Raw genomic sequence first — 14,986 nt, 5'->3', positions numbered from 1 at the left:
ACCCATGACCGTCACCGCGCTGGCCGCGCGGCCGGTGTCGATGATCGAGCGGATGACGCTGATCCTCGACGCGTTCGACGCCGCCACCCCCACCCTGACGCTGCTCGAACTCGTCGACCGGACGGGCCTGCCGCGCTCGACGGTGCATCGCATCCTCGACCAGATGATCCGCCTGCGCTGGCTCACCCACACCTCCGGCGGCTACCGCCTGGGCCTGCGCGCCCTGGAGCTGGGCGGTCTCACCGCCGATCACAACGAGATCCGCGACGCCGTCGGTCCGCTGCTGCACGAGCTGTGTCAGCGCACCGGCCTCGTCGGCCACCTGGCGGTCCTCGACGGCCGCGACGTGGTGTACCTCGACAAGGCGGGCGGCCGCTTCTCCGCCGCCCTCCCCACCCGCCTCGGCGGCCGAATGCCCGCCCACGCAACGGCTCTCGGCAAGGCCATGCTCGCCGCACTCGACCCCGACATCACCGAGGCCGCCTTCCACACCCGCCTCCCCCGCCTCACCCCCCACACCATCGCCGACCCCGCCCCCCTCCACCGCGAACTGGCCCGAATCCGCCAACGCCAAGGCATAGCCACCGCCCGAGAAGAAGCCGTCCTCGGCATAACCTGCGCCGCCGCCCCCATCCACCCCCGCGGCACACCCCCCGCCGCCCTCTCCCTCTCCACCCGCCCCGACACCCTCAACCTCCCCCGCCTCACCCGAATCCTCCTGGAGTTCTCCCACGAAGCCACCCGCACCCTGACCCCCCACCGCACCCCCTGGCGCTGACCACTCCCCCAAAGGCCCGGCAACCCAGCCGCACCCTTTATTCGGATCCGCACCCCTTGTAGGGCTATGAAGCGGGTGCGGATCCGAATAAGGGGTGCGGCTGGGGTTGGTCAGGATACGTCGAGGTGGCGTAGGCGGGGCCAGAGGAGGTCCCAGGGCTCTTGGCGGGTGTGGCAGAGGAAGCCGTGTTGGTCGGTTCCGGCGTCGTAAAGGGTTGTGCACGAGGCGAAGTGGGGGCGTAGTTCGTCGGGGTTCTTGCCGACGTAGAGGACGTCGTGGGCGGATTCGGGTGGGGGCGGGAAGTAGCCGTAGCTGCGGTTGGTGCTGTAGAGCGGGGGGAGGTCGTAGGTGCGGCGGTAGACGTCGCCGTAGGCGGCGATGATGTAGGACTCGCCCATCACCACCGTCGTGGCCTGTTGGTCCGGCGGCAGGGCGTGGTAGGCGGCGGCGGTGCGGCTGGCGATTTCCTGGGGCGCATCGGGTTTCGCGGCGCCGAGCGATGCCACCAGCAGGCCCGCGGCCGCGAGAGTGGAGAGCGCGTACGCGGGCCACGCGACCCAGCCCAAACGACCGCCCGTCTCGCGACGCCGCTGCAAGCCCAACGCCCCCGCCGCGATCAGCACCCCGTGAATCCCGTTGAGGTAGTAGGGCCGACCGACCGTGACGACGAAGAACACGTACAACACCACGGCCGTCACACCGAGAAACCGATAGTCCCGCAACTCGGCGACCCGCAACAGCCGCCACAACCCGTACAGCGCCAGTACCGTTCCCGCGATCCCCGCCGTGAGGATCAATGTCACCGCCACCCCGGCCCGCCCGCCGTACAACGCCGCAGCCTCCCCGGCCACCACCGCCCCCATCCGCAACTGCGGCCACCCGTTACGCGCCTGCCACACCAATGTCGGCAACGCGATCAGCAGCGCGAGCGCGACCCCACCCCAGAACATCCTCCGCCGCAACAACTCTCGCGGCCCGCACACCAGAACCGCCCCCGCCAGCACCACGCACAGCAACAGCACCTGAAACTTGGTCTCGGCCGCCACCCCGACGACGACCCCGAGCACAAGCAGCAACCGATCGTCCCGCACCCGAACCCACCGAACCACCAACCAGAACAACACCAGCCACTGCACCGGCTCGAGCGTGTACGGCGTGAGCCAATGCCCCATCAACGTCACCCACAGCGCGGTCCCCTGCGCCGCCGCGGTCAGGATCTGAGCCCGCCGATCCCCGCCGAACTCCCGGGCGATCAACGCGGCCACCACCACGGCCGCCGCCGTCGCGAGCACCGCGGGCAGCCGCAACACCACGACCGAATCCGGTGCGAGCCAACCCAGTACGCCCGCCAGGGCCGGGGTCAACGGCGGCTGGTCCGCCGACCCCCACGCCAGGTGGTACCGCCCGATCGCGAGCATGTACGCCTCGTCGAACCAGTACCCGCGCGGAATCGAACACGCCAGGTGAGCGATGCCGACCACCCCCGCGACCGCGAGAACGGCCCGGGTCGCGAACGCGGGCGCCTCCGGCGTGGTCGCGGCGATCTCCTCGGACACGGGCATTGCGGGGCCTCCCTCGCTCGAGCTGGCCGATCCATGCTGCCCGCCCGCCGCGATCCGCGCATCCACCCCGGCGACGCGACCGGATGCGACCGAAGTCGCATCCGCGTCTCATCCTCGAGAACGACCCGCTAGACCCGCCGAATCCGCGCCAACCACGCCGCGGCCCGCACCATGCCCTCGGCGTCGACCTCGACCCCGTCGACATTGTCGGCCACCACGGAGGTCACCCGCCCCGTGTACCGCGACGGCCGCACCTCCTCGACAACCCAACCCGCACCGAAGGATTCGCGAATCACGGCCTCCCCGATCCGCGGCCCGAACCCCGGCTCCACATCCGACAACGCCAGCAGATGCAACGTCCCGCCCGGCCGCAACAACACGCGCAGACTCCGCACATAGGCCGCACGATTCTCGGCGTCCTCTCCGAAGATGTGGAACAACGCGCTGTCCACGATCGTGTCGAACACCCCGAACCGCCCCGCGTACTCCGGATCCGCCCCGATCCGCAGCGCGTCGGCCACCTCGAACCGCGCCGCGGGCACGCCCTTCTCGGCCGCGTTCCGCCGCGCGTACTCGACCGCGCTCGGCGAGAGATCCACCCCCAACACGTCGTACCCCAGCCGCGCGAGCAGAATCGTGTGCTCCCCCGCCCCGCACCCCGGATCCAGCACCCGCCCCGAAATCGCCCCCGCCCGTTCGAGTTCCACGATCGCGTCCTGCGGCGCCCCGATCACCCACGGCGCGACATCATCGTCGTACGCGGTATTCCACATCTCCACGCTCTGCGTCATGACCCAACCTCTCATCGCTCGACCCTCGACCCACGACTCGGCCCCGTAGCGAGGAAGTCACGGACCGCCCAGCAGTCCGATTCCCCCCGCACCCGAAGAGCCCCGGACTCACTCAACACCCGAGCAGTACCGCGGCCCCTCCGGACCCGAAGCGCCGCTGCCCTCCACGTCCGAAAAGCCCGGCGCCACTCGATATCCGAGCAGTACCGCGGCCCTCCGAACCCGAAGCGCCACGGCTCCACCCGATACCGAGCGATCCCGCTGCCCTCCGCGCCCGGAGAACCCCGGACCCACTCAGGCACCAAAGCAGTACCGTCCCGCCCCGAGCGCCACGGCTCCGACCCGTACCCGAGGAGTTACGACTCCACTCTGTTACCTCGAGCGCGCTCGAGGTCAAGAAACCGGCGCGCGCGAGCCGCCGAGGCTCGGGAGAGCCAGGCGTCCTGGATGATCTCCCGCAGCTCGTCGACGTCGAGCTGCCCGATGTGCGCCCCGCGCACCAACACCGACAGATGGCCCTCGAAATGCGGGGTGGTGAAGAACGGGGAGTCCGGGTCCTGGACCAATGCCAGCTTGTCCGACTCGGAGGGAACCCAGAAGATGATCACGTCGTCGTACCGCTCGCCCGTCACCGGGTCGGCGGCGTCGGGGCGCGGCGTACGGAAGAAGACGAACGACTTGCGACCGACCTGGTAGATCGCATTGCCCTTCGGCCCGTGCTCGACGGTGACATGCGGCATCCCCGCGGCCAGGTCGTGCACGTCCTCGATCCGAGCGCGCCGCGCCATCGGACTCAGTCCGCCAATCCGGCGAGCAGCGCGCGGGTGCGGGCGGCCGACTCACCACGGGTGAACAGCACGCCCACGAATTCGGTTGCGCCCGAGGCGATCACCTCGTGAATGCGCGCCGCCACCTGGTCCTCGCTGCCGATGATCGCCAGATCCGCCGGACCCTCGACGCCCTCCCGGTCCATCATCGCCCGATACGACGGCAACGTCCCGTACACCTTGAACGTCTTGGCGGCCCGCTGCCGCGCCCCGTCCACATCGTCGGTGACGCACACCGGCAGCGGGCACACCACCCGCGGCGCGGGCCGTCCCGCCTCGGCCGCGGCCTCGGTGAGCAGCGGCGCGACATGCGAGCGAATGGTCACCGGCCCGGTCATCCACAGCACGGTGCCGTCGGTGCGCCGGGCGGCCAGTCGCAGCATGTGCGGACCCATCGCGGCCATCAGCACCGGGATCCGGCCCTCGTTGGGCACGTCCATGTTCAGGTTCGCGCTCAGTGTCTCGCCGGTGTAGGAGACCGGCTTGCCCTCCAGCAGCGGGAGAAGCACCGAGAGGTACTCGTTCATGTGCCGGGCGGGCCGGGAGAAGTCGAGGCCGTACATGTTCTCGATGACGATCTTGTGCGACAACCCGATTCCCAGCGTCAACCGCTCCGGCCCGACGGCCAGCGCCGTGGTCCGGGCCTGCTGCGCGAGCGCGCCCGGATGCCGCGGATAGGTCGGCACCACACCGGTCCCCAGTTCGATGCCGGGCACCCGGCTCCCGGCCACGGCCAGGGCGGTCAGCGCGTCGAGGCCGAAGATGTGGGTCACCCACGCCGAGGCGAACCCCTCATCGGCGGCCTGCCGCAGATCATCGGTCAACCGGAGCAGCGCGTCCGATCCGTTCGGTGGGTCGAGCATGATGCCGATGCGCACGGCGGGGTGCCTCCTCGTTGACGGCGGAAAATCGGGCGGACGACTTCTACCGTCCGCCTCGCCTCCCGACGATAGTGTTATCCAGCATGGCGCGGCGTGTCACCGGGAACCTCCCCGCCGAGGTCACCAGCTTCATCGGCCGCCGCGACGAACTGGCCACCGCCCGCCGGTTACTCGGCGCGACCCGCGTGCTGACCCTGCTCGGTCCCGGCGGCGTGGGAAAGACCAGGCTGTCGCGGCAGGTGGGCGCGGCGGTCGCCCGCTCGTTCCCCGACGGCGTGTGGCTGGTGGAACTGGCCGATGTCCGCGATCCCGAGCTGGTGACCCTCGCCGTGGCCGAGGCGCTGCGCCTGCGCGACGACACCACCGCACCGCTGCTGCGGCTCACCGAATTCCTCGCCGAGCGCCGCCTGCTGCTGATCCTCGACAACTGCGAGCACCTCATCGCGGCGACCGCGGAACTCGTCGAACGCCTCGTCGCCTCGACCGCGCGGCTGCGGGTGCTGGCGACCAGTCGCGAGGTGCTGGCCGTGCCCGGCGAACAGGTCATGCCGGTGCCGCCGCTGTCCGCCGCCACCCCCGACAGCGACGCCCTGCGGCTGCTCACGGAGCGGGCCACCGCCGCCAACCCGCATTTCGATCCCGCCGCCGACCCGGCGACGCTGACCGCGATCTGCCGCCGCGTCGACGGCATTCCGCTCGCCCTGGAACTGACGGCCCTGCGCTTCCGCGTCCTCACCCCCGACCAGATCCTCGCCCGCCTCGACGACATCATGGGCCTGCTGCGCGCCGGACCCCGCACCGCGCCGGAGCGGCAGCAGACCATCGAGGGCGCGATCCGCTGGAGCTACGAACTGTGCTCGGCATCGGAACAGCGCTTGTGGCAACAGCTTTCGGTGTTCGCGGGCGGTTTCGACCTCGAGGCGGCCGAGGCGGTGTGCGCGATCGACGGGCCGATGCTCGACACCCTGGCCGGGTTGGTCGACAAGTCGGTGCTCACCCTGCGGTACGAGGGCCGGGACGCGAGATACGCCATGCTGGAACCGATCCGGCAGTTCGGTCACGAGCGGCTGGCCGAGCACGGCGACGAGACCGCGGTCCGCGCCCGCCACCGCGATCACTACCGCGCCCTGGCGCTGCGCGGGCAGCGGGCGTATCAGGGCGCGGAGGATGTCATCTGGTTCGGCGAGTTGAGCCGCGAACACGCGAATCTCCGTGCCGCCCTGCGCTTCTCCCTCACCGACGCGCCGTCGCTGGCGCTCGACACCGCCACCGCGCTGCGCCCGTACTGGGAGCACTACCGCTTCCTGTCCGAGGGGTACCGCTGGCTGACCGACGCGCTGGCCCGCTGCCCCGAACCCACCCCGGAACGCGCCCGCGGCCTGTCCTCGGCCGGATCGCTGGCCGCGCTGCTGTCCGATCGCGCGGCGGCGGGCCGGTGGATGCGTGAGAGTGTCGCGCTGGCAGCGGAATTGGGTGCCGAGGACATTCTCGCCGAAACCCGGCTGGGCACCGCGCTCATCGCCTTCGCCGACGACGATCCCGCCGGCGCGCTGGCGCACGCGGAGCAGGCCGTCGCCCTGGCCCGCGAGTGCGGCCGGCCCACGGTCGAAATGGACAGTCTCGCATTCGGTTTCATCTGCGCGACCGTCCTGGCCGACGACCGCGCCACCGACATGGCGCGACGTTTCCTGGCGGGCACGCGACGCGACGGTTCGCACCTGCTGGGCGGGCTGGCGCTGTGGGCGGTCGGACTCGACCATTGGCGGCGCGGCGAGCACGACACCGCCGCGAACTACATGGCGGACGCCATCGAAACGCTGGCACTGTTCGACCGCTGCGTGTGGCTGGCCACGGCCTTCGAGGGCATGGCGTGGACCGACGCCGCCCGCGGCGACCCGGAACGCGCGGCCCGGCTGATGGGCGCGGCCGAAACCTTGCAACGCTCCACGGTGCGGCTGGCGGACGCGATCATCGGCGCGGTCGGCGAGAAGGTGCGCACCGGCGTACGGGAGGCATTGGGCGAGAGTCGTTTTCGCGTTGCCTACGACAGCGGCTCGGCACTGCCACTGACCGCCGCCATCGAGTACGCGCTCGGTCGAGACCGCGGCGATGCGGCCGAACTCCAGGCAACCGAGCAGGTGCGAGATCGAGACAGCGGCACAATCGAACCCGCGACCACCCCTCGTAGGCTGGGCCGAAGCGAAAGCGGCGCAACCGAACCCACGACGATGGGGCACGAACCCGGCGGCCGCTCACGTTCCAACCCTCTCGACGTGCTCACCCCGCGCGAAAAAGATGTCGCCCGTCTGGTCGCGATAGGCCACAGCAACAAACGCATCGCCGCCGAACTGGTGATCTCGGTACGCACGGCCGAGGCGCACGTGGAGCACATTCGGACCAAGCTCGGTTTCAGCTCACGCACCCAGCTCGCGGGCTGGGCGCGCGATCACGGCCTGCTCGATCCCGGATGACGCCGCCCGAGCACCGCGCGATGCTGGTACCACAGTCCCACGGTGGCGATATCCGCCTGCTCGAGCGGGAGATAGCGGTCGTCGGCGCGACGGCCCAACGCCTGCACCGTGACTCGCATACTGCGCTGGAAACAGATCGGGTCGCGCACGTGCCAGCGATACATCCCGAACCGGTCGTCGGCCCGCACGACACCCAGATACGGCGTCGAATACGGGCCGCCGGTGGCGAGTTCGCCGTGCCCGCCGAAGTAGTCGGCGGTTCCGGTGCCGCAGATCGTGGGAAATTCGGTGTCGCCGTCGAAATAGAATTTGACCGCGCCCTCGCCCCACCGACCCGGCGCGTTCGGCGCGATGGTCAGGTACGTGCCGACGAACCGTCCCGGGCCGGGCACGTCGTCGAGCACCGTGTGCACCGCCGGGCGGCCCAGCGGATTCGCGCGTCGCCACCGTGCGTGCAGATATCCGGCCTCGCGCGGCACCTCCTGTTCGAGATAGGTCACCTGATACCCCACCGGCACGGTCCGGTCCCCGGTGTTGCTCACCTCGATCCGCGCACGCGACCGAAAAGGCATGGGCCAGTAGCTGTTCAGGCCGCCGGTCGGCGCGACGACCACCATCTCCGAATTCACCGCGGCCGTTTCCGCGCCCGTGTTGCAGAAGAACGCCCCCGCGGGCACGTCGATCGCGGCCTCCGCGTCTCCGTCCCAGTACACCCGCAACCACAACGCCGCCAGCGCCGCGGGCTCCACCCCGAGCCACAGCTGCCGAATCACCCCCGGCCCGGCGATATTCGCGAGCACCACCGTCGCCCCACCCGCCACCGGCACCGTCGGCGACACCCGCCACCCGATCCCGAGATCCCGGGCCGCGTCGGCCCCGCTGCCCACGAGCGCGCGCCCGCCCCCGCCCGGTGCCCCCGTCGGATTCTCCGGCCCGATGGATCGGGTCCGGGCCTGATCGAGCCGCCATATCTCGTGCACCATCCGGATTTTGACACGACATCCGCGCACTCGAGGACGAATGCGCGGCGCGGACACATTCGCGGCCCGAACGGTTGCTGAAAGAATGCTGGATCCGTTCCGCGACAGCGTTTTCCGAGAAGGAGCGGAGCCGGGTGGTCGGCGGCGGGGCGGGTGACTAGCGTTCCCGTCGTGACTTCTCTCGACACCAAGGTCGTGCGCGCGGCACTGCTCGACGAGACCGACCGTCTGGCGGAGCTGTACGCCGACGCCGACCCGGAAACCGCGATCCCCACCTGCCCCGACTGGACCCTGGCCAATCTGGTCGCGCACGTCGGGGGCGCGCACCGCTGGGCCGCCGCCATGATCGCCGCCCAGACCACCGAATCCCTCGATTTCGCACAGGTTCCCGACGGCCGCCGGCCCCACGATGTGGCCGAGGCCGTCGCGTGGCTGCGCGACGGCGCCCGCGTTCTGATCGAGGCGGTGGACGCCACCGGCCCCGAGGTCCCGGTCTGGACGACGCTGCGACAGGTCCGGCCGAGCGAATGGTGGATCCGCCGCCTCCTCCACGAGGCCACCGCCCACCGCTGCGACGCCCTGCTGGCCCTGAACCGCGAGATCGACCTCGATCCCGCCCTGGCCGCCGACGGCATCTCCGAACTCCTCGGCCTGATGGCCGTGCGCTTCCCCACCGGCGAACCCCCGCTCGACGACGGACGGTCCCTGACCCTGCACGCCAGCGACGACGCCGACCACTGGCGAATCCGCAAGGCGGGCAACACCATCGAATGGGACGACGACACCGCGCCCACCACCACCGGCGTCGAGGCCACCGCCGCGGACCTCTATCTGGTCATGCTGCGCCGACTCCCCCCGGAGGAACCCCGCGTACAGGTCACCGGCGACCGCGACGTCCTCACCACCTGGCTCGACCGCACGAAATTCTGAGCGCCACAACGCCTCAGCCGGTGACCACCTCGTGCCGACCCGACCGATGCGACCGCCGGTACTCGCTCGGCGCGATTCCCACCTCGCGCCCGAAGTGCGCGCGCAGGTTGGCCGCGGTGCCGAGACCGCAGCGCTGGGCCACCGCGTCGACCGGAATGTCGGTGCTCTCCAACAACTCTCGGGCCAGGAGGATGCGTTGAGTGAGCAGCCAGCGCAGCGGGGTGGCGCCGAGTTCGGCGTGGAAGCGGCGGGCGAGGGTGCGCTCGCTCATGCCCGCGCGGCGCGCCAGATCGCCGACGGTGAGCGGTTCGGCGAGGCGATCGAGGGCCCAGGCGAGGGTGGCGGCCAGGCCGGGGTCGGCGGGGTCGGCGGGCACCGCGGATTGGACGTACTGCGCCTGACCACCCGCGCGGTGCGGCGGCACGACCAGGGATCGGGCCGTGGCGTTGGCCGCTCGTGAGCCGAGGTCCTTGCGAATGATGTGCAGGCACAGGTCCATTCCGGCCATCGTGCCCGCGCTGGTGAGAATGCGGCCGTCATCGATGTAGAGCACCTTGGGATCGAGATCCATCCCGGGATACCGCTCCCGCAGGGCGCCCACATGCTTCCAGTGCGTCGTCATCCGCCGTCCCGCCAGCAGCCCGGCCGCGGCGAGCACGAACGCGCCCGAACACAGGGCGGCCACCCGCGCCCCCGCCTCGTAGGCCGCGCGCACCGCCTCCACCAGGTCCGCGGGCGGGTCCCTGCGCACATCGGGGGTGGCGGGAACGATCACCGTGTCGGCGGCGACCAGATCGTCGTAGTCGTAGTCGGTGAGCGTCACGAAGGGGTCGCGCATGGTGGCGTGCCGGGTACCGCGCGGACCGCAGAGCCGGAAGTCGTACCAGGTCGACGCCTCGATCCCGGGCGGCGCCTCGGCGAACACCTGATACGGGATGGCCACCTCGAACAGCGGCTGCCCCGGCGCCACGGCCACCGCGAGCGTCCCCGGATGTCGATCACTCATGTCTGAAATCTAGCGCATCATGGCAAATCTGCCACTCGATCCGGCGCGACCGCGGCTGAATAGTTTCGGGTATGACCATTTCCGCCACGGCAGCCCCGCCCCTCGTCTCCACATCCCGCCCCTGGCGAGTGCTCGCGGTCGCCGGAATCGCCCAGTACCTGGCGATTCTCGACCTGTTCGCGGTCACCGCCGCCTTCCCCACCCTGCGCTCCGCCTTCGGTGCCGCCTCCGCGGGCGAGGTGACCTGGGTGCTGAACGCCTACACCATCGTGATGGCGGCCCTGCTGGTCCCGGCCGGGCGGCTCGCCGACGACACCGGGCGCAAGCGCGGTTTCCTGATCGGCATCGCGCTGTTCGGGGTCGCCTCGCTCGCGTGCGGCCTGGCCCCGAACCTGTTGGCGCTCATCGCGGCTCGGGTGCTCCAGGCGGCGGCCGCGGCGCTGCTCGTGCCGACCGGGCTCGGATTGGTGTTGCCCGCCTTCGACATTCGCGATCATCCGACGGTGATGGGGATCTGGACGGCGATCGCGGCGGCGGGCGCGGCCAGCGGCCCGGTGATCGGCGGGCTGCTGCTCCCGATCGGGTGGTGGTGGATCTTCCTGCTCAACATCCCGTTCACGGTCGCGGCGTTCGCCTTCGGGGCGCGGGTCCTGCCCGCCGTCCCCCGGCACGCCGGGCGGGCGCTCGACCTGGTCGGCGCGACCGTCCTGCTCGCCGCCACCGCCGCGCTGACCACCGTCTTCGTCCAGGGTTCCGACTGGGGCTACACCTCGGCGGCCACCGTCGCGTGCCTCGCCGCGGCCGTGCTGCTCGGCCTCGCGTTCGCCTGGCACATCCGCCGCCACCCCGACCCGGTGGTGAGTCCGAAGATCCTGCGGCACCGCATGTTTCGCGTCGCCACGCTCGGCGTGTTCTGCTACTACCTGGCCTTCGCCGCGCTGATCCTCGAGGCGACGCTGTTCCTCACCCAGCAGTGGCACTACTCGCAGGTGCGGGCGAGCCTGGCCATCGCGCCGATCGGCACCGCGTGCCTGCTGTCCTCGCCGCTGTCGGGCCGGGTGGTGCGGCGCATCGGCGCGCGCGCCTCGGCGGCGCTGGGCGGGCTGACCATCGCGGCGGGCGCGCTGTGGTGGATCCTGTTGTCCGGCAGCGGGAGTGGCTATCTCGTCGTCTTCCTCCCGGGCGCCCTGCTGGCCGGAGTGAGTACCTCGTTCCTGCAACCCCCGCTGTTCGGCGCGTCGGCCCTGCTGCCTCCGGAACAGCTGTCGCTGGGCTCGGGCATGTTGATGATGGCCCGCCAGACCAGTTCGGCGCTCGGCGTGGCCGTGCTGACCGCGATCCTCGCGCGCGTCACCGTGCCGGGCCTGGCGGAGTATCGCCTGGGCTGGGCGTATGTGGTGGCGGCGGGTGCGCTGGCGGCGGTGGCGGGCTGGGCCTATCGCGCCCGCAGGCCCGGCCAGCCGTAGGGACTGGGACCGGCGGCGAGCCCGGCCGCGGGGACCGGGCCGCCGGTGGGCGCGGCGGCCTCCACATACCCCGGGATCCTGTCGGCCAGTTCGCGGCGCACGGCGTCCATATCCAGCCACATGACCTGCTGGACGATGTCCTCGAGCTGCGCGGCGGTCTGGAAACCGACGGCCGAATGGACCAGTAGCCCTTCGCGATACGCCTGCAACGTCGGCAGGCTGGTGATCTGGGCGGCGGCGGCCAGCGCCGGTTCCGCCTCGGTGTCGACGGTGGCGTGCACGATCTCGGGATGCAGGGTCGACGACTCCTGGTAGACCGGGGCGAACCGGGCGCACCATCCGCACCAGGACGCCCAGAAATCCACCAGCACGATCGGCCCGCCGGACACCGTCCGCTCGAAGGTCTGCTGGGTCAAGGCCTGCGTGGGCATGATTCGGATTCTTCCACGAATGGATCGGGTATGACCCGGCGTATGGGTCGGCATCCGCGGCGCACCCCGTTCTACGGGGTACTGATGTTGCTGGTGGCCATGCTCGGCGGGTTCGGCGTCCAGCACCTGCCGAACCCGCCGCTGCGTGTGCTCGGTTACATCGCGTTGGTCGTGATCGGCCTGGTCGGCTTCGTCATGACCTTCCGCGACTATTCCTGATCAGCGCACGGTGATGGTGACCGTGGCCGTCGTGGTCCGCGCGGGCAGTCTGGTGGTGTCGACCTCGAGGATCTCGCCGGTGTCCTGGGTCCCGTTGGGCAGCGTCTTGGCCTTCAACCCGAACGGCGGCTGGTCACCGGTCGACCCGCCCAGACCGAAGTCGCTGTCGTTGGAGATGTAGAGCGTCTTCCCGCCGTCACGGGTGGCCACGCCCTCGATCTTGTCGTGCCCGAAGAAGGTGCCGTCGGGCGCGAGACCGGCGACCAGCCCGGCCAGATCCAGATTCGACTTCTTGGCGACCGGAGTGATCTGCGCGCGTCGCAGCGCGGCCACGCCGTCGGCGGTGGACACCGCGCCCACGTACACCTCGAGCGGCTTGCCGTCGATCAGCAGCCCGAGCCTCGGATCGTATTGCGCGCCGGGCACATTCGCCTGCGGGCCGACATCGGTCGCGCCCGACAGGTCGATGGTCCACAGCTTCTTGTTCGCTTTGGGGGCGAGCTTGCCGTCGCGTTCGTCGACGAGGAAGGTGCTCGGCCCGATGGCGGTGATCTCGGAGACCGCGAGCTGGCTCTTGGGATCCTCGAGCGGATACACGTACTCGTGGACCGCCTTGTCACCGAGGCCGACGGTGACGATGCGGGTCATGGGCACCTCCCGTGCCGAACCCGCACCGGGCGCCTGCAAACCGCTCTGGATCACCCCGACCAGCGTCTTCCCGTCGGGGGTGAGGGTCAGTCCCTCCATGCCCTGGTTCGGTGTGCGCAACGAGAGTTCCTGCGGCAGACCGTTGCCCGGCGCGAGACGCTCGATCTCCTTGCCGGTGGCGTCGAAGTGGACCAGGAACGGGCCGTATTCGTCGCTGACCCAGAACGTCCCGTCCGCGAGCGCCACCAGGCCCTCGGGGTCCAGGCCGTGATCGGTCGGCGCGAGCACGACGCCGTTCAGGTCGCGGATCGTCTCGCCGGTACTGGCGGTCGTGTCGACGCCGCCGTTGAACGCCACGCCCGCCCGGTTCTTCAGCTCGAGGGTGGATTCGAGCTCGGCCTTGGTCCCGGTGAGCTTGAACTTGCCGATCTTCGGCACGAAATCCGGTGTGGGCGAGAGCTTCTCGTTCTTGTTCGGCCCGTCGACATTGGGTCCGCGGTCGGTGAGACCGTAGAACTCGTCCGTCGAGCCCGGGACGGGCGTGAACGCCGATCCGAATCCGCTGCCCTGCACGGTGATTCCGCCGAACTGTCCCAGCGCCGGGATGTCGGTGGTGTAGAGCCGCACGGCGTCGGTGGTGGTGACGGTCAGGGTGTCGTCGCCGGTGTAGCCCGGGGCCGGGGTATACAGCAACGACCCATCCCCCCGGCGCTCGATCGTGCCGTGCTGGGGCTTGCCCACGGTCACCGCCGCGCTCCCGCCCGCCTTGGCCAGCAGCGCGTCCAACCCGATGACCAGCGGTTTGTCCTTGTGGGCCTGCAAATTCGCGTCCCCGTCCCCCGACGAACACGCGGTAGCCACGGCCACGGCCGCGGCGAGGACGAACACACCGATACGACGCTGAGCTTTCACATGCGCTGTCTATCGCGACCAGGCGACGTCCGATCGACCGGTACGTGAACACCTCGCATTGGTTATGCTCGCGGATGCGCATTCGCGGCCGAGTTCGGAGAGCAGCCGTCGGCAAGGGTCGCCCTTCCGCCCGGAACATCGGCGCCGCCGCGTTGCTCGTCCTCGTGTCGGCCTGTGGCTCGGCGCCTTCCGCGAATGTCCCCCTGCCGCCACGAGCCGCCGCGTTCGACTACCAGATCGGCGGCCCCTACCCGCCAGCGCCGGACGTGCGCGTCGTGTCCCGTGCGCATACCGAATCGCCGGTCGAGGGCGTCTACAACATCTGCTATCTCAACGCCTTCCAGGCTCAGCCCGGGGCCGAGCGGGAATGGGAGCCGGACCTGCTGTTGCGAGACGCGAACGGTGAGCCCGTGATCGACGAGGATTGGCACGAGGCCCTGCTCGACCTGCGCACCGAAGACAAACGGCGACGCGCCGCCGCGACGGTGAACGCCTGGATCGACCAGTGCGCCGCCGCCCACTACCAGGCCGTCGAACTCGACAACTACGACAGCTACACCCGCTCGAGGTCCCTGCTCACCCCCGACCAGGCCCAGACCTACATCCGCCTGCTGTCCGCCCACGCCCACGAGCGCGGCCTCGCCGCCGCCCAGAAGAACACCGCCGAACTCGCCGACGCCCACACCCGCAACGGCCTAGACTTCGCCGTCGTCGAGGAATGCGGCGACACCGAGGAATGCGACACCTACGCGAATGCCTTCGCCGACAACGTGATCGACATCGAATACACCCCCGAGGGCCTAACCACCGCCTGCTCCAGCCACCGCGACCACATCAGCATCGTCCAGCGCGATCGCGACGTCGTGCCACTGGGCCACCCCGGATACCTCCGCCGAACCTGCTGACCCGCGTCACCGACCCCGGGCGTCCTTGCCGGACCTGCCCACCCTCGTCCCTCGGGCGGGCCCCTCCCTTGTTCCTCGGGCGGGCCCCTCCCTCGTCCCTCGGGCGGGCCCCTCCCTTGTTCCTCGGGCGGGCCCCTCCCTTGTTCCTCGGCTCACGGCCCCCAGGGCCGTGAGCCGAG

At 70.6% G+C, this 14,986-nt stretch carries 13 protein-coding genes and 1 pseudogene; 6 read left to right on the top strand and 8 right to left on the bottom strand.

What is annotated here, in order from left to right:
• Positions 1-4: 4 nt before the first annotated feature.
• Complete coding sequence (locus ACWDSJ_RS14810) at positions 5-778, top strand: IclR family transcriptional regulator (protein ID WP_450032285.1); 774 nt, start codon at positions 5-7, stop codon at positions 776-778.
• Between the two features lie 110 nt (positions 779-888).
• Here ACWDSJ_RS14810 and ACWDSJ_RS14805 read toward each other — a convergent pair whose 3' ends face one another.
• The 4 genes from ACWDSJ_RS14805 to ACWDSJ_RS14790 all read right to left on the bottom strand — a co-directional run bounded on the left by ACWDSJ_RS14805 (position 889) and on the right by ACWDSJ_RS14790 (position 4,836).
• The gene (locus tag ACWDSJ_RS14805; RefSeq protein WP_450032284.1) at positions 889-2,340 is read right to left on the bottom strand and encodes an ArnT family glycosyltransferase; all 1,452 of its coding nucleotides are present in this window, start codon (positions 2,338-2,340) and stop codon (positions 889-891) included.
• A gap of 128 nt (positions 2,341-2,468) precedes the next feature.
• Entirely contained in the window at positions 2,469-3,131 is a 663-nt protein-coding gene (locus tag ACWDSJ_RS14800; protein ID WP_450032282.1) for a class I SAM-dependent methyltransferase, read from the bottom strand.
• 356 nt (positions 3,132-3,487) lie between these two features.
• Entirely contained in the window at positions 3,488-3,919 is a 432-nt protein-coding gene (locus tag ACWDSJ_RS14795; RefSeq protein ID WP_450032280.1) for an MmcQ/YjbR family DNA-binding protein, read from the bottom strand.
• A gap of 5 nt (positions 3,920-3,924) precedes the next feature.
• A complete protein-coding gene (locus ACWDSJ_RS14790) occupies positions 3,925-4,836 on the bottom strand; it encodes an LLM class F420-dependent oxidoreductase (RefSeq protein WP_450032278.1) in 912 nt (303 codons plus the stop codon).
• Between the two features lie 86 nt (positions 4,837-4,922).
• On the opposite strand from ACWDSJ_RS14790, the gene ACWDSJ_RS14785 reads away from it, so the two are divergent.
• Entirely contained in the window at positions 4,923-7,310 is a 2,388-nt protein-coding gene (locus ACWDSJ_RS14785; protein WP_450032276.1) for a LuxR C-terminal-related transcriptional regulator, read from the top strand.
• Here ACWDSJ_RS14785 and ACWDSJ_RS14780 read toward each other — a convergent pair.
• On the bottom strand, positions 7,286-8,293 hold the full coding sequence (locus ACWDSJ_RS14780; RefSeq protein WP_450032274.1) for a glycoside hydrolase family 172 protein: 1,008 nt from the start codon (positions 8,291-8,293) through the stop codon (positions 7,286-7,288). The genes ACWDSJ_RS14785 and ACWDSJ_RS14780 overlap by 25 nt on opposite strands.
• Before the next feature lie 168 nt (positions 8,294-8,461).
• Between ACWDSJ_RS14780 and ACWDSJ_RS14775 the strand changes: the two genes are divergently transcribed.
• Positions 8,462-9,220 (top strand): maleylpyruvate isomerase family mycothiol-dependent enzyme, encoded by a 759-nt coding sequence (locus ACWDSJ_RS14775; RefSeq protein ID WP_450032272.1) that lies wholly within the window; start codon positions 8,462-8,464, stop codon positions 9,218-9,220.
• A 13-nt stretch (positions 9,221-9,233) separates the two neighbouring features.
• On the opposite strand, the gene ACWDSJ_RS14770 is transcribed toward ACWDSJ_RS14775, so the two are convergent.
• Complete coding sequence (locus ACWDSJ_RS14770; RefSeq protein ID WP_450032270.1) at positions 9,234-10,226, bottom strand: GlxA family transcriptional regulator; 993 nt, start codon at positions 10,224-10,226, stop codon at positions 9,234-9,236.
• Positions 10,227-10,297: 71 nt separating this feature from the next.
• Here ACWDSJ_RS14770 and ACWDSJ_RS14765 point away from each other — a divergent pair, with 71 nt between their 5' ends.
• Positions 10,298-11,692, top strand: a complete 1,395-nt coding sequence (locus ACWDSJ_RS14765) for an MFS transporter (RefSeq protein WP_387366924.1) — start codon at positions 10,298-10,300, stop codon at positions 11,690-11,692.
• Positions 11,693-11,769: 77 nt separating this feature from the next.
• Here ACWDSJ_RS14765 and ACWDSJ_RS14760 read toward each other — a convergent pair.
• Positions 11,770-12,123: pseudogene (locus ACWDSJ_RS14760) on the bottom strand (thioredoxin domain-containing protein); the annotation flags it as partial.
• A gap of 30 nt (positions 12,124-12,153) precedes the next feature.
• On the opposite strand from ACWDSJ_RS14760, the gene ACWDSJ_RS14755 reads away from it, so the two are divergent.
• Positions 12,154-12,342, top strand: a complete 189-nt coding sequence (locus tag ACWDSJ_RS14755) for a hypothetical protein (RefSeq protein WP_450032268.1) — start codon at positions 12,154-12,156, stop codon at positions 12,340-12,342.
• Here the strand turns inward: ACWDSJ_RS14755 and ACWDSJ_RS14750 are convergent, their stop codons facing one another.
• Positions 12,343-13,902 carry an esterase-like activity of phytase family protein gene (locus ACWDSJ_RS14750; protein WP_450032266.1) on the bottom strand — a complete coding sequence of 520 codons (1,560 nt, stop codon included), beginning with the start codon at positions 13,900-13,902 and terminating at the stop codon, positions 12,343-12,345.
• Between the two features lie 74 nt (positions 13,903-13,976).
• On the opposite strand from ACWDSJ_RS14750, the gene ACWDSJ_RS14745 reads away from it, so the two are divergent.
• Positions 13,977-14,807 carry an endo alpha-1,4 polygalactosaminidase gene (locus ACWDSJ_RS14745; protein WP_450032264.1) on the top strand — a complete coding sequence of 277 codons (831 nt, stop codon included), beginning with the start codon at positions 13,977-13,979 and terminating at the stop codon, positions 14,805-14,807.
• Positions 14,808-14,986: the final 179 nt, after the last annotated feature.

This window comes from Nocardia sp. NPDC003482, from assembly GCF_053588115.1.
Note: the sequence above shows the minus strand (reverse complement) of the source record. Positions and strands in the feature narration are given on the sequence as shown.

Excerpts from the sequence above, each read along its gene's own strand:
- ACWDSJ_RS14800 (WP_450032282.1), bottom strand. The coding sequence starts at position 3,131 with ATGACGCAGAGCGTGGAGATGTGGAATACCGCGTACGACGATGATGTC.
- ACWDSJ_RS14780 (WP_450032274.1), bottom strand. The coding sequence starts at position 8,293 with ATGGTGCACGAGATATGGCGGCTCGATCAGGCCCGGACCCGATCCATC.
- ACWDSJ_RS14805 (WP_450032284.1), bottom strand. The coding sequence starts at position 2,340 with ATGCCCGTGTCCGAGGAGATCGCCGCGACCACGCCGGAGGCGCCCGCG.
- ACWDSJ_RS14785 (WP_450032276.1), top strand. The coding sequence starts at position 4,923 with ATGGCGCGGCGTGTCACCGGGAACCTCCCCGCCGAGGTCACCAGCTTC.
- ACWDSJ_RS14795 (WP_450032280.1), bottom strand. The coding sequence starts at position 3,919 with ATGGCGCGGCGCGCTCGGATCGAGGACGTGCACGACCTGGCCGCGGGG.
- ACWDSJ_RS14810 (WP_450032285.1), top strand. The coding sequence starts at position 5 with ATGACCGTCACCGCGCTGGCCGCGCGGCCGGTGTCGATGATCGAGCGG.
- ACWDSJ_RS14745 (WP_450032264.1), top strand. The coding sequence starts at position 13,977 with ATGCGCATTCGCGGCCGAGTTCGGAGAGCAGCCGTCGGCAAGGGTCGC.
- ACWDSJ_RS14765 (WP_387366924.1), top strand. The coding sequence starts at position 10,298 with ATGACCATTTCCGCCACGGCAGCCCCGCCCCTCGTCTCCACATCCCGC.
- ACWDSJ_RS14770 (WP_450032270.1), bottom strand. The coding sequence starts at position 10,226 with ATGAGTGATCGACATCCGGGGACGCTCGCGGTGGCCGTGGCGCCGGGG.
- ACWDSJ_RS14755 (WP_450032268.1), top strand. The coding sequence starts at position 12,154 with ATGACCCGGCGTATGGGTCGGCATCCGCGGCGCACCCCGTTCTACGGG.